This window comes from Desulfosporosinus sp. FKA (assembly GCF_002196785.1).
Taxonomy (GTDB): Bacteria; Bacillota; Desulfitobacteriia; order Desulfitobacteriales; family Desulfitobacteriaceae; genus Desulfosporosinus; species Desulfosporosinus acididurans.
Genome location: NZ_NAHZ01000018.1, coordinates 31,930 through 53,656, shown reverse-complemented (window position 1 = coordinate 53,656; position 21,727 = coordinate 31,930). Strand labels below are relative to the sequence as shown.

Genomic DNA, 21,727 nt, shown 5'->3' with positions numbered 1-21,727 from the left:
TATTATGGAGAATATTGTGAATATTTCGCGTTCGTCATTTATATTTAATTTGAGCATATGATGATTGTGCGCGTTAAAATAATATACAGGAGGTTGTTTAAATGTTTTTTGGTTTATTGGGAATTATTTGTTACACATTTTCTTTCCTAATTGCAACTTTGATAATAACAACGCCTATAATACTATGTATTGTATTATGCAGTTCATGTTTAAAGGGAACTTTTACTAAGAATAGTTTTAATTATGCGCCTACGCCTAAGAATAAATTAAGTAATAAAACAAACTCCATAATAAGTTAGGTAAATTACACGATCAATCCTATGTAAACGATGAATCCCTGAACGAGTGTACAGAGATTCATCGTTTTATTGTTACCTCTGCCTCAACAGTAGCCTTATCTCCCTCCCATTTCATTACTTGGGCAGGGATCTATTTGGCTACCTGTTGTTTGGTTTCTTGTATAGCCTCTAATTCCTGGGTTGTCTGTCTTTTTCCCATGCCAAAAGCATAGTACCCCACAATGACAATCAGGAGAAATACTGCTCCCACTATTAATGATAAATGAGTATCAGGATTGAACCACATTCCAACCAAGACGAGTGCCAAAAATATAATGGTGATATAGTTGCTGATCGGAAATAAGGGAGACTTAAAGGGATGATCATTGATTTCATTTTTCCATTTCTCCCTGAACTTAAATTGACTGAACGCTAAGGCAAACCACGGAACCATTCCCGGAAGAATACTGGCACTATAAATATAGATAAACAATTTTGAATTTGGAGCTATGACATTTAACAAAACTCCCAACAATAAACAGGCAATCGTCGTTGCAATACTATTTCTGGGCACACCACTTTTAGATACTTTACCAAAGAATTTAGGTGCTTGGCCATTACTGGCTAAGGTATAGAGCATTCTTGCCGCACTATAAATCCCACTATTACACCCTGACATAGCTGCTGTGAGGACAACAAAATTTATGATGCCGGCAGCGGCAACAATCCCTACTTTAGCAAAGGTCAACACAAAGGGACTGCCTAGTATACTTATTTGATTCCAAGGGTAAATGGTAACAATGACAAAAATAGCACCCACATAAAAGATCAAAATACGCCAGATGATATTCTTAATGGCTTTTTGCAGCGTTCGTTTAGGATTTTCCGCTTCACCTGCTGTAATTCCTACTAATTCTACGCCTTGGAAGGCTGCCGTTACGATACAGAGGGAAAATAAGAATCCGTTGAGCCCACCGGCGAAAAACCCGCCATGGCTCCAGAGATTTGAAAGACCAATGGGATGACCACCGTTACCTAACCCGAAAAAAATCACGCCTGTACCAATAACCAACATAAAGACAATGGCGATGACTTTGATCATAGCAAACCAAAATTCGAATTCTCCATAATATTTCACAGCAGCTAAATTTGCTGCCGCAACGATTCCTACCCCGACCAAAGCCGGCAGCCAGTGGGGAATGCTCGGAAACCAATAGTTTACATAAATCCCGATTGCAGTTACTTCCGACATCCCTACCGTAACCCATAAGAACCAATAACTCCAAGCGGTCATAAATCCAGCCAATGGGCTTATATACTTATTCGCAAAGGTAGCAAAGGAACCTGTCACTGGTTCGAGAAACAGCATTTCTCCCATGATACGCATGACAAAAAACATAATGATCCCAGCCAAGGCATAGGCCAGTAACACAGAGGGTCCAGCCCATTTTATAGTACTTGCCGACCCCATAAACAAACCAACGCCGATCGTGCCGCCGAGTGCAATCAATTCAATATGCCGAGCCTTAAGTCCTCTAGTTAATTGTTTATCTTGCATTATTACAACTTCCTTCTTATCGAATATTCACTTCCATTAATTGTTTCATTTGTTCTTATACGCCCAACTAGAAGACCATCTTCTTTCTGCAGTTTTTTTCATAGTTTTCTAACGCCCATATAAGGCATTTTAGTGTGCCAATGATCGAGCCTGTTTTTATTAGTATTTCATTCCTCATCTCCATTTTTAGGAACCTCTTGTTCCAACAGTTTTCCGCTTTTTATTATACATGGTTCACTTAGTTTTAAAAAAGTTTTTCTGATTACACCACTACCAATTTATTGAATGGTGATTTTATTTTCTTATTGAATAATACAAAATGGTCATTTTATTTAATTTGCAAGGAGTGTTATAGTTAAGAAAAGTTAAACTAGTATGAATTATTTGAATTGTTTGTAATATAAAATTTAGGCTGACATGTTTCAATATAATTTGCAATTTATACATCACAAAAATTATGTTGAGAGGTGGACTAAATGGGGAAAAGAAATATAATCATTGGCGTTACTCCTGTAGAATTCGATAATATGCCGGAGTCATTAATTGGTAAGTTCACGCTTGCGGTTGTGGGGGTTCGAGATTTGTACAACAAAATGACAAACGAGTGGGCAGAAGAACACAATATTGATCTTGAAATCAACAACAAGTGTAATATGCAAAAAGCTATATCTATATCTATGACAAAAGACTGCATTTCTTTAGAGGCTTTAAGTATTTTAATGAGTATCGGCAAAAGACCTGTGTTAATTTCGCTCGCTCAAAAGAGCGGAATACCACACCTAGTATTTCGCGTAAAAAATAGAGTCCTATTTATGTATAATCTTTTTATTTTTAACACTTTAGAAGACGCCGCAGATATGGCTAAACTCTTTGTTACTCAAGCGAACGACTATTCCAATGTTCTAGAAAGGTATTCGTTCGAAGCGACTGGATTAATCTCTAATGAGAGTGCATTTTACCGTAAACTAGCTCCTAGTTATGAACCTAATTCTCAATTCGCCAATATTTAGTGAACTCGTTCAGCTAAAGCGAAGGACCAACACCCCCACTTACATGAAGTGGGGGTCTTAAAAACCTTCGCTATCAATTCTCCAACCACTTTTAGCCGTTTCTTTTTTGAGAATAATAAATCTGGTTTGTTTCCCATTGTTAGAAGTTATCTCTTGTTTAAATTTAAAATATATGGTTACTGCATACTCCACAGTCCCCTCTGGATTGCCAAGGCCACTTACTTCTTGCAAATTAATAAATTTTGCTGATTTTACATTCTGTTCTCCATCTGCATAAGCAGTATTAAAACCCTTGTTAAACAGAAGATTATTATCCATGTTTACAGATAGATAATGACATAAATTCTGCCGGGTCAAACATGAAAACTGCATTTTTTGATCATGGCTGTCTAAAGCATCATAATACTGTTTTATGATATCCTCGGGTTTCATTTTAGACAATTTAAGCTCTAGTTCATTATTATAATCTATATAGTCACTAATCCAATTATCCCAATCTTTACCATTAATGTCATTCAAGCTTTTCCGATCGAGTGAGCAGGCAAAGCAATTATGCCTACCGGCATCAATATACGCCCCAACGATTTTGTTATCGTACTTCAAAACGATTCCTCGAGCATCCATTCTTGGCTTCATGTAATCAGGCAGCGGCTCCCTAAGCCTATATATGTCAACCTTCACTTTCTCCCCTAAATATTTGCTATAATCCAGCCCGATATTTTTAGATAGTTCGTTATTGTATGCCCAGTATATCTTAACAGGATACTCCCCCGCCTCATGTTTAAGATTAGCTGGGAGTGTTTCATCGATAGTGTTAACTCTATAGTCGACAGTCCAATTATATTTTCCAAACAATTGTTCAATCTGATTGTCTATGTTTGTATCAAACTGCCTATATTCTGTAAGATCCCTTATATACCTGAAAAAACTAAAACCAGGGTCATACTTTTGGTGATCAATTTCTAAATACCCAACTGCAAATGCCGGGTCATCAAAAGCAAATTTGATTTCCTTTTTGCTCCCATCCCTGCCAACAAGAATCAAGCTATTGTTCTTAGTTGCTATTCCACTCATAGTTTTAATTTTTGACTCATTTGTTACCAATTGACTTTTTCCAATCATTGTTAAAATATCGGATAACATTTTGCCATCTTTGATTGTAATAGCTTCATTATTGTACATACCATTCGAGCTAAAATTGACATCGATCTCAACCGTATTATTATATATTCCTTCGAAATTAGGCACCACAGAATTTTTTATCTCGTTTGCCTTTTTCTGTGCTGTCAGATTTGCAATTGTTTTTTTCTCAATATTTTGGGTTCCTGAGGGATTTTCTACTTGCTTACTTCCACAACCAGTTAATAAAACACTAAGCGAAATAACAATAGATAGTGCTATTCTTTTATTCATATTCTTTTATTCTCCATAAAAAGTTTTGGATTGACTTAATCTCGGCGGCAATTCAATTGGAAACGCAAAAACGCTGCGGTGGGATTAAAAGAATTCATCACCCTCCCAGGCACTCCAATACGTAATTTGATGTTTTCATATTAAGTATGTACGATAGCTTTTATATAACTATTTTAACTTAAGCAACATCTCTCATGCTATAGTATATATTTAATAATAAATCGAGCCTCTGGCTAAGTTGAATAACTTCAGGGTCGACAAGTGATTTATTTGACCCTAAAGTATTTAATTTTTCTCGTACAATCTCAATAGACTTCAATAATTCAACAGCACTCATTCATCGTCTCACCCCATATGGTAATTTTAGACATTATCTCAACACAATTGCTATTATATTCCAGGTGTTGATTGGAATCAATGAGTTCGACAATATCTGTCACCTTAATATATTTAAGAAAAGTCATGAAACGATAAAAAAAATTAATTATTATTTTGTGCTGTAAGGCAGCGCATGCCAGTACGTTACTAGAAGCTTGTTTCCTTTTTTAACCTATATAATGCCCAAGAAAAACTGATAACGCACATCATCGAAAGTAAAATCAAGACGAAGATAATATCACGTGCAGCAATATTGCCCTGTAAAGTCAAAGCTCGTAAAACATTAATTACATGCGTAAACGGATTTAGATTAACAGCAATTGTCAATCCACCAGATAAGTTATCTGTAGGAAATAACGCTGTACTGAGGAAAAAGATTGGCAGGACAATTGCGTTCATCATTGTTTCGTATATGACTTCATTCGGTAAGCAAAGACTAATTGCATAAGTAAGACTTGCCATAAAAAACGCTGTCATAAATAGCAACAAAATAATTAGAAGCAATCCCATCGGCCCAGATGCAATTTTCACTGAAAAGAACAAGCTGACCATATACATAATAGCTATTTCAATAAAAGTACATAAAACCGCTTCTAATACCTGGCCGAGTACAATTGAACTTCTCCGAACCGGGGCAATCAATACCCGGTAAAAACTGCCATCTGTTTTCATCAAATAATTCATAATGCCACTACTGCTGCAAGCTCCGAAACTTACCAGTACTACAAGACCGGGAAGCATAAAGGCAGTATAGTTCTCGATTCCAATCTCATGCATGGACTGCCCGGCAACTGCGCTATATAAAATCAGCCAAAGTATTGGCTGCAAAATCGTAATTACAATGGTGAAAGCGTTGTGGAAACGCCATTTTATATCACGATGGAGCAAAGTTAGAACTCCCATCAACTGACTCCCCTTTCATCATCACTTGTCAGCCTTATGAAAACATCCTCCAAAGCAGGCCGCATAATTTCGATACCCAAGAAAGGAACGCCTTGCTCCAACAGCCACCGATTTGCTTCTTCTAAATCGCTATGCCCGTTTTTTAAGCTAGTGATAATTTTATCGTCTCGTAAATCCGATTCTTTAAGAGCAACGACGCTTTTTAACGGTTCAAAGCAAATTTTAGCTTCTTCCTTTGATGCAAAACTGATTTTCAGCATATCTTGATGCAAATATTCCCGGAGAGCGTTCGGAGAACCTTGAATGACCTCTTTCCCATTTTTCATAATGCAGATAGTATCGCTTAACTGATCGGCTTCCTCTAAATAGTGAGTCGTCAAAAAAATCGTAGTTCCAAAATCATTTCTGATTTTCTTCAGCATATCTAACATTGCCATGCGGGATTGAATATCCATACCAACCGTTGGCTCGTCCAGGAACAGTACTTTGGGATTTGACATCATATTGAGTGCAATGTCAAGCCGCCTTTTTACCCCGCCGGAATAGGACGAAACCGGATAATTCAAATACTGTTCTAACCCAAAGCAGGAAATTAGTGTTTCCATACGCCTTCGTGCGTCCATTTTCGGCACCTTATAAAGTTTGCTTTGAAACATCATGTTTTCTGTGAGAGAAAGATGTGAGTCGATAGATGTCCGCTGTGCTACACAAGAAATTTGTGAACGGGTTGCAGCCGCTTCGTGGCAGACATCTTTTCCAAACATGATTACACTTCCGGATGTAGGACGCAGATACGTTGTCAGTATATTGATAAGCGTTGATTTTCCCGCGCCATTTTGCCCTAAGAGGGAAAAAGTTTCTCCCTCATTAACAGTCAGAGAAAGGCCATCAAGTGCCTGCACACCGTTGTTATACTTTTTAATCAAATCTTTAACACATATAATAACTGCCATTTTATTCCTCCAATTTGGTATTCCATCGATTCAATTCTTCTTTTCTTTTTTTACCGCAATCCACACTTCGGAGTGCCCCTCCTGCGGTCTTTCTTTACGAATTGGATAAACTTCAATGTCTGGCAGCTCTGCGTAAGTATATCCCGAGAACGGAAGCCACTCTGTGAGGAAGCGTCTAAATATGTTTTGGATAGATTCTTTAAAATGCCCATCACTTTCAAAAATCACCCATGTGGCTGCCGGAATTGTATATTCGAACATCCCATCAGGAGTAGGTTTATCGGTTGCAGCTGCAATAAAATAGTAAATTTCGTCAGTGCTTTGGCATACGGTAACTCCCAATACACCCTTTGGGAACTGGTTCGACAAATCGCAGATTTCCGAGAATTGACTGCTTTTTATTGTCTTGCTCCAAAAAGGAGGAACAAGTTTTATGTTTTCTTCCATATCGAACGATAGTGGAATACGGATACCCACAATTCGCATAGCTTCTTTTTCTTCAACCCTATAGGACATAACATTACCTCCTGTAACTTTAACTGAAAACTTGATAGGTGGGTATGCATTCAGCACACTTCCTTGTGACTTTGCGGAAGCAGGAGAAATCCCATGAACACATTGAAACGCCCGGTTAAAGGACGTAGGTGAAGTATACCCATATTTCAAGGCAACATCTAAAACCTTTATTTCTGTAGCTTGCAATTCAAATGCTGCTTGTGTCATTCTCCTGCGCCGAATATATTCGGATAACGAAATACCAGCCACATAGGAAAACATTCGTTGAAAATAATAGGTGGAGCAACACGCAATTTTTGCAGCTTCTTCATAAGAAATCTCACCGACTAAGTTGTCTTCAATATAATCAATTGCGTTGCTCAAATTTTTTAGCCACTCCATTTCTTCACCTCCTTGTAAAAATCATACACCGCCCAGTATATTAAGTCCTCGCTTTTGTTGTCCTCTTTTGTAAACTTTATCTCAGTAAAGTTTACTGTTCGAATCAAGATCCGAACGAATCCAAGCGTTTTTGAGCTCTAAATTATATTGCGCACTTTCATTTTTCCATAATGTACCATATTAGCCATCTCTAACATACAATGTACTATCTCGTGAAAAGGAGGAAAAGGAAATGGCATTTGGAGGCGCTGGCGGAGCAGGTGCTTGTGGAACAGGCTTTGGCTATGGAGCAGGAATCGGTATAGTGGTAGTTATTATTCTTCTGCTTATTGCAATGGGGATCGTATTCTAATTTGAAAGGAGAAAAATTAATGTACGGAATGGGCTATGGAATGGGTTATGGTGGATATGGCATGGGCGGAGCATGTTGTGCTCCAGTTGGCGGCGGAGGAAGCTGCATCGGTGCCGGAATTATTGCCATCGCTATTTTAATTCTTATCGCTTTAGGCGTTATCTTCTAATAATTACTATTTTGAGGGCTATCATCTTAATTGATGATAGCCCGTTCGTTATTTCAAACTGAAAACTGAAAACTGAAAACTGAAAACTGAAAACTTAATTCTTATTCCTCATTTTCTATTTTATTCTATGGCAATAGATAATATAATAATTATGTTAATATATAGCTAATAAGTTATTGACAAAATAAGACTTATAGCCCGAGTATTAAATAGGTAGGCTTTTGTTACATCTGTGTTAGTTAATCCAACTGATGATAATTTACAAAGAAGGTGAGTTAAGTGCTCAGCGCGGGTATTGACGTTGGTTCTATGGCAACGAAAGCCGTTATTTTTGATGGAACCATTAGAAGTGCAGCTATAATTCCCACAGGCTGGAACCCGAAAGAAGCCGGGCGGTCAGTTTTTCTGGAAGCACTCAACATGGCAGGTCTGCGAGAAAAGGATATCAATGCTATCGTAGGAACAGGCTATGGACGTGTTTCCCTTCCCTTCATTGATAAAAAAGTTACTGAAATAACCTGTCACGCTAAAGGGGCGAATTTCCTTTTTCCGCATACTAGAACAGTCATCGACATCGGCGGTCAGGACAGCAAAGTGATCGCAGTCAATGAAGATGGGACAGTTGCTGATTTTATCATGAATGACAAATGTGCTGCCGGGACAGGACGCTTCTTACAAGTAATGACGGGAATACTTGACATTACATTAGATGAATTAGGTCAACTGGCTTCGAACAGCAAACCAGTAAGCATCAATAGCATGTGCACGGTTTTTGCTGAGTCAGAGATTATCGGCCTCCTTGCTCAAGAGGTGCCCAAAGAAGCAATTGCTTCCGGAATAGTCCAAACCATTGCAAATAAAATGTTGAGTCTCGCTTCAAAAATTCCCTTGCGGGAAGAGGTCACATTCTCCGGCGGAGTTGCTAACAATCCAAAGATATGCCAAATTTTATCCAGCGCATTCAAGATGAAATTCAATATATCAAGTCAACCACAGATCGTTGGCGCCCTAGGTGCTGCTATAGTTGGTTTTGAAAAATGGAGAAAGGATAATAAATAACCTGGAAGCCGATCTCAGTTCTTTGATCATCTTCAGGAAGGCGCTCAACTAAGTTATGAATGGCAAAAAAAATATGTCTCCCCGCACTACTCTAAATGTGTGAAGAAACATACTTCATTTTTGTTAATAACACAACATATTGCGTTGATACAAACTTGTCTGCACATAAATACCTTAATTGCAATAAAAGCTTGCTATAAAACTAATTATTTCAATAATTCAGCTCCAAGATGTAACTTTTTAGATTAGTGTATTAGTTAAATAATTCTACAGCTTTTCTAGCAATTCTTTCGCCAAATATTTTTGCTCGCTCTTTTTGCCCATCATCCCCATCTTTAATGCACACAGCTCCGTAATGGATGAAAGGCTGTCCCTCAGCAACACCGGAGGAGTAGACCAACATACCTTTTACTAACATTTCAGCAATCATTGAGAGTTCCGCTACCTCTGCACCGCCGCCAACATAATTTGCTGTAGCAAAAACAGCTCCGAGTTTTCCGTTAACATTTTTAGCTGTATCTAACCATTGCTTTAATTGCCATGCAAAGGTTCCTGCAATCGTCGGCGATCCAAAGATAACTACTTTGGCTTCGTTCAAGAATTCATTGTCAATTTCTTCGATCGACATACTTTTTACATCAACATTATCGATTTTCTTTGCACCTTCAGCTATGAGGTCTGCAACCTTTTTGGTATTACCAGTCATACTATAATAAACTATAGCTATTCTCATAAAATCCTCCTCCTTTTAAACATAATTTTAACACTGTTCCCACCGTTTGGAAATACATTTTTAAGGAGGTCACACCTCAGCTAGTATGCAAGGTATCATTGTAGACAACCTTGGACACTTTGGCGATTATTGTTCTTGCATCGCCAGCTACAATACCACTAGACAAAACGCATAAAACATAGGCACCCTTGGGAGTGAATATTATTCCGGCATCGTTCTCCACCTGATCAAGTTCACCTGTTTTATGTGCAACGACTGTTCCAGCAGGAAGCAAAAGTGGTAATTTGGTGTTATTTTCCTGTCTCTTTAGAATTTCAATCATCTTTGGATCATACTTCTCACCGAGACATTCATTCTTATATAGTTTTGTTAAAATATTGCATAAATCGGCAGCAGAGGTATAGTTTTCTTTTCCTTCACCTTGAGCTTTAAAATCCATCATCTTCCTTTGAAGTACAGTATCAAGGCAGCCTAATTTTTGAACAGTAGTATTAATTTTGTCCATAGTAATTCGATCGATCAATATATTTGTTGCCGTATTGTCACTTTGCGTTATCATTAAGTAGATTAGCTGGTCTATTGTTAAGACAGTACCGTCTTTTCTGCTTGATAAAGAGCCTGTTCCGCCTACTTTCATACTACTGGTAAGCGTTATTTTTTCATTTTCATTAATCACCCCTTCCTTGATTTGATTATAGGATTCAATCATGACAAATAACTTAATCATACTTGCTGCAGTCATTTTTTGGGGGTTTATGACCAAATTATTATTAGAAATCGTGTCTTGATAGGATATAGAATATGAACCACGTTCGTTCTGGATAATCTTCTTAATATCCCTTGCCAACTTATCTGTTGTACTCTTAACGTTCTTGCCAGTGTTTGAGGTTTGTATATTACTTTTTTCCAGAGTCGATTCATTACCTTCGGAATCATTATCTTGACTGGACTGCTTGCCGGAATCAACGGCGAAGTCCATCAAATCAGATTTACTTGTTGCCGTCGCTTCTTTTTTTGTGACCTCATATGTAAATACTATAGCAGTAAATACTAACAACAATAAAACCACATATAAGGCAATTTTGATGATGCGATCGAATCTATTGCTATTTCTGGATTTGTTCAACAACAGCTCTGGCCACCTTTCCAAATATTTCTGTTGCTGTATCCTGGTCTACCTTTTCTCCCATTAAGACTAGGACAACTCGTCCTTTTGGAGTATTGATAATTCCAGCATCATTAAAAACGCCAGTTAAAATACCGGTCTGATGACTTATCAAGATATTATCAGGCAAGTATTTCGCCATTCCAGTATGATCGTTATTCCCCATAATACTGATAGAATATTCACAATCTTGCGCCGCCATAATTCTATTTTCGGCTAGTAAACTTAGTAAAGATCCAATACCCCGAGGCGAACAGTAATTTTCCAATCCTCTATTCATGGCTTGCTGGTCCATGAGTTTTCTATTCAGTACGATACCGTCAATATTTAAGGACCTCATCGTCTTGTTGATCCTTTCCAGACCTCCAAGTTCATCAATCAGTAAATTTGCCGCAGTATTATCAGAATAGCGCATCATTAGTTCGAGCAATTGTTTAATGGATAGGCTTCTGCCGCTATCTTGTCGAGTAAGTTTTCCTGTACCTCCGGCAATTCCTTGAACGGTAATTAGTTTATCCAAGTTCAAATTGCCATTAAAATGCTCAATAAGTACTGTGGTCATGATTGGTATATAAACTAACCCCCCTGCAACTTTTGAGTCATTAGCTTCACTATTCGCATATTCTTCCTTAGTTGTATTGTCACGGAGGTACATGAAATATGAACCTTTGGAGTCTTGACGTACGATGTTTTCTAATACAGAAAATACAATTCTATTACTTACTTGTTTATCTGTAATTTTTGGTGTAGAAATAGGTTGATTCCCGCTTTCAGATACGATTGATTGATTATTATTAACCTGAGTATTGTTAGCTTGAATATTTCCCTGATTAGAGTCAACTATTCGATCAGCCGGTTTGGGCCTGTTGAATTTGATTATTCCATAAATCGTGGCAGGTATAACCAAAATTAATGCAGCTACTAATACAATTATCAGCTTTTGACTGCCGTTAAGACTCGCAGGTCCCGTATTCTGATTGCCTCCACCTTCAGCTTGGCTATTCTTGACAGGCGCTTCAATTTTCTGCTCAGACCGGTGACTTTCTAAGTCAATGTTCGTCGCCTTGTCTACCGTATTAGCGGGGCTAGTTCCTATGGAGAGGGCTTTGTTCAGTTCTGCTTTGAACTCATCGATATTTTGAAAACGATCCTGAGGTTGTATAGCTAAAGCTTTGAAGATAACTGATTCTACAACGGAGGGCAAGTTTACACCCTGATCCACTAAACTCTCAAGCTTAATACCTTGCATGCGATCAATCGATTCCGGAGGAGTTTTACCACTGAGTAATTTGTAAAACGTTGCCGCTAAGGAGTATTCGTCCGTCCAAGAGCCTTGAACGCCTCTAGAAGTATACTGTTCAATCGGCGCATAGCCTGGTTTCAAAAGTACGGATAGGCTCTTGTTGACATCATTCACGATTTTTCGTGACGCTCCAAAATCCAGGAGCTTGACTTGATAATTTTTCGTTATATAAATATTATCCGGACTAATGTCCCTGTGCAGGACTCCCTCAGCATGAACAAGGGAAAGGGCATCAGCAATAGGCATAATATAGGTTAGTGCTTCATCCAAGGGCATGCGACCTTTATTACTATTCTGTAAAAGCTGACTTAGAGAGATTCCTTCCACATATTCCATCACGATATAGGCAGTACCGTTTTCCTTAAAAAAGTTCATGATTGAGACAATATTAGGATTACTTTGAAAACGCGCCAGGGTCCTCGCTTCCGCCAGAAACTTTTCCAGGCCATATTCATAATCCTGTCCGTTTTGCCCACTAAAAACAGAAACGGTTTTATTACCTAAAGCTCTTGTTCCTAAGCCGTCCGGCAAATACTCTTTGATGGCAACTTTTAGGTGTAATTCCTGATCCCAGCCCAGATATGTAATACCGAAACCTCCATGCCCTAAAACACGTCCGATCACATAGCGGTTGTTCAGTTCAGTACGCGGCGGTAGATAAAGCGGTGAATCAGACAGTGTACCTTCTACCCAATTACAATTCAGGCATTGGTCATTTTGACCACGTAACTGCATACAACCCATGCAAAGATTGTTGGCATCATTAATAAAATCATTATTATTGTCCAACATCATTCTCCTCTCACCCATTTTTCCATGTAGATAAAGCAACTACGCCTTCACTTCAAACATGTTATCTTTCACTGCAAGGAAAAATCGATCGCCACTTTTAAGAATGATTGCTTGCCCTTTTCCCAGTCGAACTCCCGAAGCCAGAAAAGTTCCATTAGACGAACAAGTATCTGTTAAGGTAAAACTGTTTTGCCTTGAATCATATTTTATAATACAATGCATACGGCTTATTGCTTCTGATGGGACAATGATATTACAGGAGAGCGGATCTCTTCCTATAATTAATCCTTTATCATCAATGTGAATCATTTGGCCCGCATAATTCCCGGTAACTCCACATAAAATTGGTCGGACATTTTGTCCTGGGGGCATCTGATGTGGACGATTATTGACGACACTGCTATTTTTGTTCAAGACCAAGGTTCCCAATAAGACATCATGAAGGGCTTGTTTCCTTTCCGTAAATGCAGCCATCACAAAACCCGCACATAAGGGAACCAAGGATAGTACTTTCCCGAAATAACGCCCGGTTGCCACTCCAAAGGAAATACGTTGCCCAAACAAATCTGTGACGATAATTCCTAGAGCTAACTTTCCTAATGTAGCTTGTTTCGCAGAGCTTTCCATAAGAGCAAAGTATAACCACCCAACGATAATGTTCAAGAGCAACAGCAGCTGCCATCCTCCGAGGGCAGTCGCTAACCAGAATGGAACTGTTAAGAGGATCAGTATGGTACTATAAATCGCATTATCAATAAAATACGCTAAAAGGCGTTTCCAAAAGTTGGCATGAACTTCCAAGAAAATCACCTCGTCTCTTCATTTTGAAATGTTATTCAATGACTATTAAGAGCTTAACACCCAATAATTAGGATAGTGACATTATCCTGATGCTGGATATTCTTACGAAGTGTTTTATCTAGCAATTTATCCGCAGCTTGTTGAGGTAAAGCGGACATCTCCTCAGCTATCTCTGCTTCACTTAATGTGCCAAATAATCCATCACTGCACAAGAGAAGTTTGTACCCTTGTTTAAGAAAAATAGGCTTTTGACAAACGTCGAACCTAAAATTATCACGGACACCAATATAACTGTACAAATAATGACGTTGGTCGTTTATCATAGCCTCTTCTTCTGAGATATATTGTTCGGCTACTAGTTTTTCCAAATTCCTGGCAAAGGTGAAATCACTGGTAATTCTAACCAATCGGCCTTGACACCAGAGATATATTCTGCTGTCACCGGTTCCAACCCAATATAATAATCCTTCCTTGACCACAGAGGCAATCAAAGTACAACCGGTATCGACATTAACCTCCAGCCCTAATTTAGCAACTGCTTGGTTGGCGGCGTCGATAGCCTTAGCCAGCCGGCCGGGAACAGAATCCTGAATGTTGGACAATTGATAGCTATCCACAAAAGTTTCTATAGCAATCGAAGCAGCTGTTTTCCCCATGTCGTGCCCGCCCATGCCATCAGCCAAAACAGCTAAGATACCATTGTCTTGAATGGATTGTGCATCAAAAAAATCTGAGAAGTAGAAAGCATCCTGCTGTTCTTCCCTAGAACCGATATGCTGCGCATTTCCGGGTGTTAAATAAATTTTCGGAACGTGATTAACCCGCAACTGAAACACTCCTTACATTACAATTCTATACATCATCTCAGGTACCCGAATTAAATCGCCATTCTGCAAGGCACAGCTTCCCTGCACTGGAATTCCATTGACATATATCTCTCCCGGTGTCTGACTATGGATTACGATCATTCCATCGATAACCGAAAAATGTCCAATGATTTTTTTGTCGTAACCGACTTGTAATGCACATTCAGGTGCAGATCCAATCAGGGGATTCCGATCAGCTTGGATCTGGATCACTTCCCCTTTATTTGTTCCCTGCAGCACTTCTAAACCAATACTAAAGGAAATTCCTTGTGAATTTTGGACAAGCATGGCTGTGCTTCTTGGTTCATTGCCGTCATTAGATTCTGTTTTATTCTGTTGTGATTCACCCTTAGGCTTTTTAAATAACCACATCATTACAAGAATAAGGAACAAAGTGATGAGAATAAAAGGAAGTAAAATCATCGCCACGCCAAAATAGCTAGTTCTGAGTTCTTGCTTAGGCTTCGCCAGAACTTGGCTGGAGTTGCCTTTATCTGTTAAGGCAGGCACAGCCGTGAATTTGGCGGCTTGCCGGATTTCTCCCTGCCTGTCTTTAAACGCTACATGAATAACAGCCTGTTGATTAAAGACCTTGAAATTATCACAGCGTAGATTAATGAGCTTGCATTTCTCGATCGACGATTTAAAATTAGCAAACAACTCTTTTCCGCTCGCGCTGATGAAGTATTGACCACCCGTCTTCTGGGCTATTTGATCCGCAGCGACCTTGAACTCTTGTTCCAGTGAGTTTTGCTTATTTATGATCAAGGTATAAACAGGCAAGCGGTCAATATCCACATATTTTTGGACATCTTCACTGCTAAAGCTGTCCCCATCAACTCCACCGTCAGTAATCAAGACAACTATACGCTGTTCAGGAATATCCTTAGCAGTCCGACCAATGTCAATAGCGTCACGCATCCCAGAATATAGATGTGTCCCTGTCCCACTACCCACAGAAATGCTATTTTGAATTGCTTTAATAGTGCTTTGAGAAGAATCGCTTACTGCGAAATCCTTGATTGTTTCTAATTTATTGCTAACACCAAAGACTGCAAGCTGATCGTTCGGTCCAACAAATTCGAACAATTTTTCCAGCAAAACCCTAGTTTGACTTGCCCGGTTTTCACTTCCCATAGAAACAGACGTGTCGACAAGTATAAGGTAAGACGTATTTACCGTGCCTCCATTATCGGTTTTAACATCCTGAATACCCGTTAATTGGGTAGGAGTATCGTTAATTTTAATCTTCAAGGCATTTTTAAGCTGGGCATTATCCAGATTAATGTTATCCAAGCGTACAAACAACTTTAAGTCCGGCAATTTCGAGTCGACCTGTGTAATATTAAAATTAGAGTCGTTGGCAGCCTTAGTAACAGCAGGTTCTAAAAGGATTAGGCTAATCAACAGTACAACAATAAGGCTGCTTACTGCTTTATTTAGTCCCATTTAAACTCCTCCCCGCAAAACGGGATGAACAGCAAGCGCGACTTACCTATTTCAATCGCATCATACGCATGCAATTCCGTAACCGCCAAAACCGGTGCGTCATTAATGTAGATAAGATCGCGCCCATCTCCTCCTTGGATAAAGAAGCGATTATGCTTAGGGTCATAAATAATGACAGCGTGTTTTTCGCGGGAGATTGAATCGTCACCCTTGATGGAGATATTGGTTTGTCCTCGGCCGATTGTATTCTGGCCGCTCATGATCTGATAATCCTGTCCTTTACTAGTGCCTTCGACACAGACGAGCCAGCCGACGACGGGATCAATCCCAGTCTTCGCTTTAATAATGCCAACTGTTTTCTCTCCGCGACTTGGAGTTCCGTTGGTATTGAGCGCCCGGGTAACGGGAATATCGCTTGCCCCATTTGGGACATTTGAAGCTGTATGTTGGGTTTTGGGAATATCATTAACTGGAGAAGGGTTATTGATATGTTGAGTTACCCCTGACGAGGGTCCTTGACCACTGCAAAAGGGACAGCTCGGATATACAGAAGCATCAAAATAATGTCCTTGATTACAGCGTAAAAGGTCCATGTCCTTACACCCCCACTAAATATAAAAAACTCACAATCACTTTAGGTTATAGTCGTACTTCAAACATATTATTTGGCACACCTAGGTAAAATTTCTCGCCGCTTTTCAGATAGTGCGGCTGTCCTGGGATTATACGCTGCCCATTAAAAAGATAGGTTCCATTCGAAGAATTCAGGTCTTCCAAAACAAAACTTTGCGCATCAGAGTTATACGATAGACAACTATGACGGCGACTAATATCCGTGTTATTAGCAGGGAAAACCACTTGACATTGGGCGGGATCTCTGCCAATGATCAGTGCTCCATGTACGCCAAGATTATTCCCTGCAAAATGTCCACTAACTCCGATTAAGAGCGGCTTGGGCTGATTATGAATCAAGTTATTTTGAATAGGGTTTTGCGGTAACGTTTCAACTTGGTTGACTTTATTCTTTTTGCGACTGGTGTTTATAGCTATAAGCACAATAGCAAGAATTATTAAGATAATTAAAACTACGGCTGCTAGGATGACTATTGGATTGCCAGTCAACTTGCCGATAAATGATGATGAAGTAACATTTCTTGAACCATTGGTTTTTTCATAGGATATTCCAATATTATCTAGCAAAGACAAGAGATAGGTCGGAACCATAGCCACATTATAATTATTTCCTTGTGTACTGCCGTAGGTATTAATACCAATGACATAGCCGTTTTCATTCACCAAAGGCCCGCCCGAATTCCCCCCTGATATTGGCACTGTACTGTGGATCACATCAAGAGGATAAGAGCCTTGAACTGAAATCTGGGTTTTTTGATTCACTTCACCATTTGTGTAAGAGACGTCACTGGGACGGGCCGTTGCCCTTTCTCGGCCAAGATAGAAACCATTAAGCTGGTCAACAATACCTGGGAATCCATAGGCATATACTTTATCTCCGGTCTTAACGGTATTAGGATCACCAAAAACCAATGGGTCTACGTTTAAGCGCTCATTATCATTGACGATTTCAATTACTGCCAGGTCATTAACCTCCATCGCTTTCGTAAGTTTTATATCGATAGGGGCGTCATAAAGCATAATATAAGGATGCATTTTTTCAATATGTACATACTTGGCAACATTCTCGATGGAAGTATATCGGCCTATTGCTTGAAGAGCATCAACAATTTGTTTGGCAACATCTTGAATAACCTTGTTTTGATCCATGACATGGTAGTTCGTAATCAGATATTTTATTTTTTCTCCCTTTTTACCAATAGCAAACGTTGTCCCGTGGACACTAATGGTCGCAGCTCCTAAACCATCTACATTGACGAGATAATCAACATATACTTTGAAGACACTCTTTTTAAGTTGTTCGCGATCAAAATCAGCTGATGCTTTTTTCACTGGATACAAAAAAGAAGTTATCAAGAATAGAATGGTAAGAAAAACTAATCCCTTTTTTTTCATATCTGCATCCTTTCTTTTATAATTTTTTTATTAGGAATGGGTAAGGACACATAACACGACCTACCTTTATATGCTATGCCTGCAAGGATCTAATTAAGATTGTGAATAGTATTATTTTCAGAGAAGTTTTAATTGAAAATTCAGGAAATAATAAAATGATATGCCCCTTTCCGATTATAAGTTTATGATTTAACCTACAACCGGAAGGGAGCATATCACTAGCACATATGTCACCACTGATTAATTTTTTAACACAACTGGGATTTCAGATTTTCTATAGTCGTTAAACAATCCAATCGCTTAACTTCTTGACCCTTATCTAATACCACAACGGAGGGAGCCTTTTCGATACCATATTTTTGGGCGAGATTTTTCTTCGTGGTCAGATCAACTTTTACAATCTTGTATCGTTCCTGCAGTTCTTGGTTTACTTCTTCTAACAAAGTACCAAATCCCAAGCTACTGTTATCTTGGGCATTAAAGAAGAGCAAAAGAACTTGCTTATCACTTTCCAAAACGTTTGAATTGAACGCTTTCATTTCTTCAATATAGCGTTCGGCGGCAACAGCTGCCGTAGCTCCATCCCCGGCTGCGGAAACCACTTGTCTTAAATATTTAACCCGATTGTCTCCAACCGCATAAACCCCTTCAAGGTTCGTTTCCATTAATTCATTGACCGGGATATAGCCTCTTTTATCGATCCCGATACCGCTTTCTTGAAGAAAATGGGTCGAAGGCACCATGCCCACGAAGAAAAAGACACCCTGACAGGCAAGTTCCGTTGAAGCTCCGGTTTTTAAGTTCTTGATCTTAACTCCTTCAACATTATCTTGACCCTGAACTTCTTCGAGGGTTGAATTCCAGATGAATTCCATTTTTGGATTTTGGAACGCTCTCTCTGCACTCACTTTATTGCAGTCAAGAATTCCTTCGTCATGGAGCACAATCACAGTGACTTTACGAGCGAATTTCGTGATGTACATACCTTCTTCAATGGCCTGATCCCCGCTGCCGACAACGACGACATCTTCACCTTCGAAGAACTCGGCATCACAAGTAGCACAGTATGCTACCCCGCTGCCTTGGAGCCGCTTTTCACCGGGAATATTTAAAAGTCTCGGTTCACTGCCGCAGGCGATAATAACTGCTTTAGATGAATAGACTTTGCCTTTTTTCGTAGTGATTACTTTATCCTCCTGTGAGAAATCCGTTCTAACAACTTCATCACGTAAGAAATCTGTCCCAAAGGATTCAGCGTGCTTTTTAAAGTCCTTCATGAGTTCTTCCCCGCTGATTTGTCCATACCCGGGATAGTTAACAATTTCCCGCGTTGTATTTACCAACCCGCCAACGGTACCTTTATTGATGACCAAGGTTTTTAACTTGGCTCTTCCGCCATAAATAGCCGCCGTAAGTCCTGCCGGGCCACCGCCCACAATGATTAAATCATAGGTACTTGTTATATCTCCCATACTCCTCTACGACTTCCTTTCTCTAAATGCTGAGGTTTTACCCTTCAAGGACGTCCGCAATCTTATCCTCGACTTTTTCTTCGTCAACGGCTCCTGCGAGCTTTCCTTGATATTCACCTTCATTAAAGAATAGGATTTGAGGAACACCTTTAAGGGAAAAGCTTTGAAATAATGTTTTGTCATCCTCGACGTCAACATAATAGAACCCAAATTTCCCCTCATAGTTTGGCTTTAGATCTTCTAAAACAGGGATAACTCCCTGACAGACATGACAACTTTTTCTGGAGAAAATCACTAAAGAAGGTTCACCATTATTATAAATAATCTTTTCAAATTGATCGGCATTTAACTTTTCCAACGACATTTTCCTCACTCCTTAGAAGTTTTTCATTCACTAAAATTTCGTGAAACTATCCTCGTCATCATCATCGTCATCCTTTAAGGACAAATCCTGATCGGCTGCGGCAACACAAGCTTGTTGGATGGCAGGATAGCCTGTGGTTCCTTCAACACCCACCACATTTTGAACTTCGCAATCCGCCGCGCCCGGTACACGGAATTTGCGAATATCGAGCATTTGTACAGGGGTTTCCTGGGGTTCAGGAAGTTGAGGAATATAACTATAAGGGTAACGATAAGCACGATAATAGATGGTTGATGGATTTTCTGTAAATGGAGAAATGAATTCCCAGACGACTTCTTTCAGGCGTGTTACTTCAAAGAAGCGTCCGCCCACCCCTTCGGTTATCAAGGTATTGCCGTTTGGCAGACGCTGAGCTGCACTGGTTAAAGGACTATAGAAACGATAGTCAGAAATTCCTGGCTGCCCATATCCCATAAGTTCGCTTCCGAGAATCTGCCAGACTACTTTCATGGTCACAGGATTAAGTTCGAGGACACGGGACCGGTCAGAAATATTAACTTTTGTACCATCTTTGGAAATATTGCTTGGGCTGCCATAGCCTGACCAACCGCCATTATCAAATATGAGAATATTTCCTGCTCCCGGAAGGCCTTGGGGAATCATATGCACATGGTGTTGTCCAATGATCTGCCCGATCTTAGCAAGCTTTTTATCGGCTGAATAATCAGGGCCCATTTTCCAGACGATTTTTCCAGTTTCCTTAGAAATAATTGCAATAATGTTCGCTTCACGAGAATCCCAAATGATGTTATCCGGATGGAAGCGCTCATCACCCTTAGCGTACCATTTATTAGGTCCGAGGACGCTCATGGAGTTGATATGCATCCAGTCACCCATTCCACCGCCGGCTTCATGCATGTTCGGGTTTTTATAAAGTGCAAGCTTAGCCGCTTCACTAAAACCAAACTCTTTAAAATGATCACTGGCATGCCATTCCCAGGCGATATTGCCTTCCCAGTCAACTTCAATAAAGACATCATCTAACAGGTTCTTGTCGGAGATCTTTTTATTAAAACAATTCTCATGAACAAGGATTAAAGTATTCCCTTTGTTGGTTTGACATTCCATACCCGGCACATAGTAGCCAACCGGATTCCCTTCCCGTTGATAATCATGGTGCTGACGCGCCATCCATTGAGGTTCATGCCCTTCATCTGCGATCAATTCTTTTCTGTCAAATTTCCAAACCACGTTACCTTCCCAGTCCACTTGAACGAGGTCAATTTGGTCTTGATAACCGAATTTAGGGTCTCTTACACCACGGCTTCCCAAAACATAGCCACCGGGAAGCAGCTTATTGGGAAACCCATGCAAATCCTGCCAAACTCGGACAACATTGCCGTTCATATCGATAAGAACGCAGCCAAGCTTTTTTACAGCCATGATAGTATAACCATTAAAACACTTTTCGGGATTATAAATAGTCACTCCTGTAGGATGAACAAATGGTTGACCCATAGAACAACGCTCCTCTTTATTAAAAATTTTGTTAGGCCCTTTTTTATTTGATATTAAATACCCGAAACTCGTGTTTATTATAGACATTTAGCAAGGAGCAAACCGATAACACATGTTATTCTTTTAACAATCAGAACCATAAAATTACTTAATACCTAGGACATTTCGAAGAAGCCCTTAACTTTTTCAAAATCATTTATCCTAGTAAGAACTCCTACTTCTTGTAAGTGAAGGTTGCTCCTAGAATTACTTTCCTATTAATGTAT

The 21,727-nt window shown here is 39.5% G+C and carries 20 protein-coding genes; 3 read left to right on the top strand and 17 right to left on the bottom strand.

Going from position 1 to position 21,727, the window contains the following annotated elements:
- Positions 1-429 precede the first annotated feature (429 nt).
- Complete coding sequence (locus tag B5771_RS05720) at positions 430-1,836, bottom strand: amino acid permease (RefSeq protein WP_088186682.1); 1,407 nt, start codon at positions 1,834-1,836, stop codon at positions 430-432.
- Positions 1,837-2,312: 476 nt separating this feature from the next.
- Between B5771_RS05720 and B5771_RS05715 the strand changes: the two genes are divergently transcribed.
- Positions 2,313-2,846 (top strand): hypothetical protein, encoded by a 534-nt coding sequence (locus B5771_RS05715; RefSeq protein ID WP_242966754.1) that lies wholly within the window; start codon positions 2,313-2,315, stop codon positions 2,844-2,846.
- 57 nt (positions 2,847-2,903) lie between these two features.
- Here the strand turns inward: B5771_RS05715 and B5771_RS05710 are convergent, their stop codons facing one another.
- The 5 genes from B5771_RS05710 to B5771_RS05690 all read right to left on the bottom strand — a co-directional run bounded on the left by B5771_RS05710 (position 2,904) and on the right by B5771_RS05690 (position 7,390).
- Positions 2,904-4,259 (bottom strand): DUF4829 domain-containing protein, encoded by a 1,356-nt coding sequence (locus B5771_RS05710; RefSeq protein ID WP_088186681.1) that lies wholly within the window; start codon positions 4,257-4,259, stop codon positions 2,904-2,906.
- A 178-nt stretch (positions 4,260-4,437) separates the two neighbouring features.
- A complete protein-coding gene (locus B5771_RS05705) occupies positions 4,438-4,596 on the bottom strand; it encodes an aspartyl-phosphate phosphatase Spo0E family protein (RefSeq protein ID WP_088186680.1) in 159 nt (52 codons plus the stop codon).
- A 188-nt stretch (positions 4,597-4,784) separates the two neighbouring features.
- Entirely contained in the window at positions 4,785-5,540 is a 756-nt protein-coding gene (locus B5771_RS05700; RefSeq protein ID WP_088186679.1) for an ABC transporter permease, read from the bottom strand.
- Positions 5,540-6,493 (bottom strand): ABC transporter ATP-binding protein, encoded by a 954-nt coding sequence (locus B5771_RS05695; RefSeq protein ID WP_088186678.1) that lies wholly within the window; start codon positions 6,491-6,493, stop codon positions 5,540-5,542. The genes B5771_RS05700 and B5771_RS05695 overlap by 1 nt, the downstream gene beginning before the upstream one ends.
- A 30-nt stretch (positions 6,494-6,523) precedes the next feature.
- The gene (locus tag B5771_RS05690) at positions 6,524-7,390 is read right to left on the bottom strand and encodes an AraC family transcriptional regulator (RefSeq protein ID WP_088186677.1); all 867 of its coding nucleotides are present in this window, start codon (positions 7,388-7,390) and stop codon (positions 6,524-6,526) included.
- A 371-nt stretch (positions 7,391-7,761) separates the two neighbouring features.
- Between B5771_RS05690 and B5771_RS24190 the strand changes: the two genes are divergently transcribed.
- The gene (locus B5771_RS24190) at positions 7,762-7,911 is read left to right on the top strand and encodes a hypothetical protein (protein WP_047810665.1); all 150 of its coding nucleotides are present in this window, start codon (positions 7,762-7,764) and stop codon (positions 7,909-7,911) included.
- A gap of 279 nt (positions 7,912-8,190) precedes the next feature.
- On the top strand, positions 8,191-8,970 hold the full coding sequence (locus B5771_RS05685; RefSeq protein WP_088186676.1) for an acyl-CoA dehydratase activase: 780 nt from the start codon (positions 8,191-8,193) through the stop codon (positions 8,968-8,970).
- A gap of 253 nt (positions 8,971-9,223) precedes the next feature.
- On the opposite strand, the gene B5771_RS05680 is transcribed toward B5771_RS05685, so the two are convergent.
- The 11 genes from B5771_RS05680 to B5771_RS05630 form a co-directional block, all read right to left on the bottom strand.
- Positions 9,224-9,703, bottom strand: a complete 480-nt coding sequence (locus tag B5771_RS05680; RefSeq protein WP_088186675.1) for a flavodoxin domain-containing protein — start codon at positions 9,701-9,703, stop codon at positions 9,224-9,226.
- A 76-nt stretch (positions 9,704-9,779) separates the two neighbouring features.
- Positions 9,780-10,832 carry a serine hydrolase gene (locus B5771_RS05675; protein ID WP_088186674.1) on the bottom strand — a complete coding sequence of 351 codons (1,053 nt, stop codon included), beginning with the start codon at positions 10,830-10,832 and terminating at the stop codon, positions 9,780-9,782.
- A complete protein-coding gene (locus tag B5771_RS05670; RefSeq protein WP_172408171.1) occupies positions 10,810-12,966 on the bottom strand; it encodes a serine hydrolase in 2,157 nt (718 codons plus the stop codon). Before B5771_RS05670 ends, B5771_RS05675 begins: the two co-directional genes overlap by 23 nt.
- Before the next feature lie 36 nt (positions 12,967-13,002).
- Positions 13,003-13,764: an RDD family protein gene (locus B5771_RS24185; RefSeq protein ID WP_207652676.1), complete on the bottom strand. Its 762-nt coding sequence runs from the start codon at positions 13,762-13,764 to the stop codon at positions 13,003-13,005.
- A 53-nt stretch (positions 13,765-13,817) separates the two neighbouring features.
- A complete protein-coding gene (locus B5771_RS05660; protein WP_172408169.1) occupies positions 13,818-14,591 on the bottom strand; it encodes a protein phosphatase 2C domain-containing protein in 774 nt (257 codons plus the stop codon).
- A 12-nt stretch (positions 14,592-14,603) separates the two neighbouring features.
- A complete protein-coding gene (locus tag B5771_RS05655) occupies positions 14,604-16,079 on the bottom strand; it encodes a VWA domain-containing protein (protein WP_088186671.1) in 1,476 nt (491 codons plus the stop codon).
- Positions 16,070-16,672, bottom strand: a complete 603-nt coding sequence (locus tag B5771_RS05650) for an FHA domain-containing protein (protein WP_088186670.1) — start codon at positions 16,670-16,672, stop codon at positions 16,070-16,072. Before B5771_RS05650 ends, B5771_RS05655 begins: the two co-directional genes overlap by 10 nt.
- Positions 16,673-16,718: 46 nt before the next feature.
- Positions 16,719-18,107 (bottom strand): trypsin-like peptidase domain-containing protein, encoded by a 1,389-nt coding sequence (locus B5771_RS05645; protein ID WP_088186669.1) that lies wholly within the window; start codon positions 18,105-18,107, stop codon positions 16,719-16,721.
- 248 nt (positions 18,108-18,355) lie between these two features.
- Entirely contained in the window at positions 18,356-19,579 is a 1,224-nt protein-coding gene (gene trxB / locus B5771_RS05640; protein WP_088186668.1) for a thioredoxin-disulfide reductase, read from the bottom strand.
- A gap of 37 nt (positions 19,580-19,616) precedes the next feature.
- On the bottom strand, positions 19,617-19,943 hold the full coding sequence (locus tag B5771_RS05635) for a thioredoxin family protein (protein ID WP_047811734.1): 327 nt from the start codon (positions 19,941-19,943) through the stop codon (positions 19,617-19,619).
- A 30-nt stretch (positions 19,944-19,973) separates the two neighbouring features.
- Positions 19,974-21,461, bottom strand: coding sequence for an aryl-sulfate sulfotransferase (locus tag B5771_RS05630; protein ID WP_088186667.1), 1,488 nt, complete (start codon positions 21,459-21,461; stop codon positions 19,974-19,976).
- Positions 21,462-21,727 lie beyond the last annotated feature (266 nt).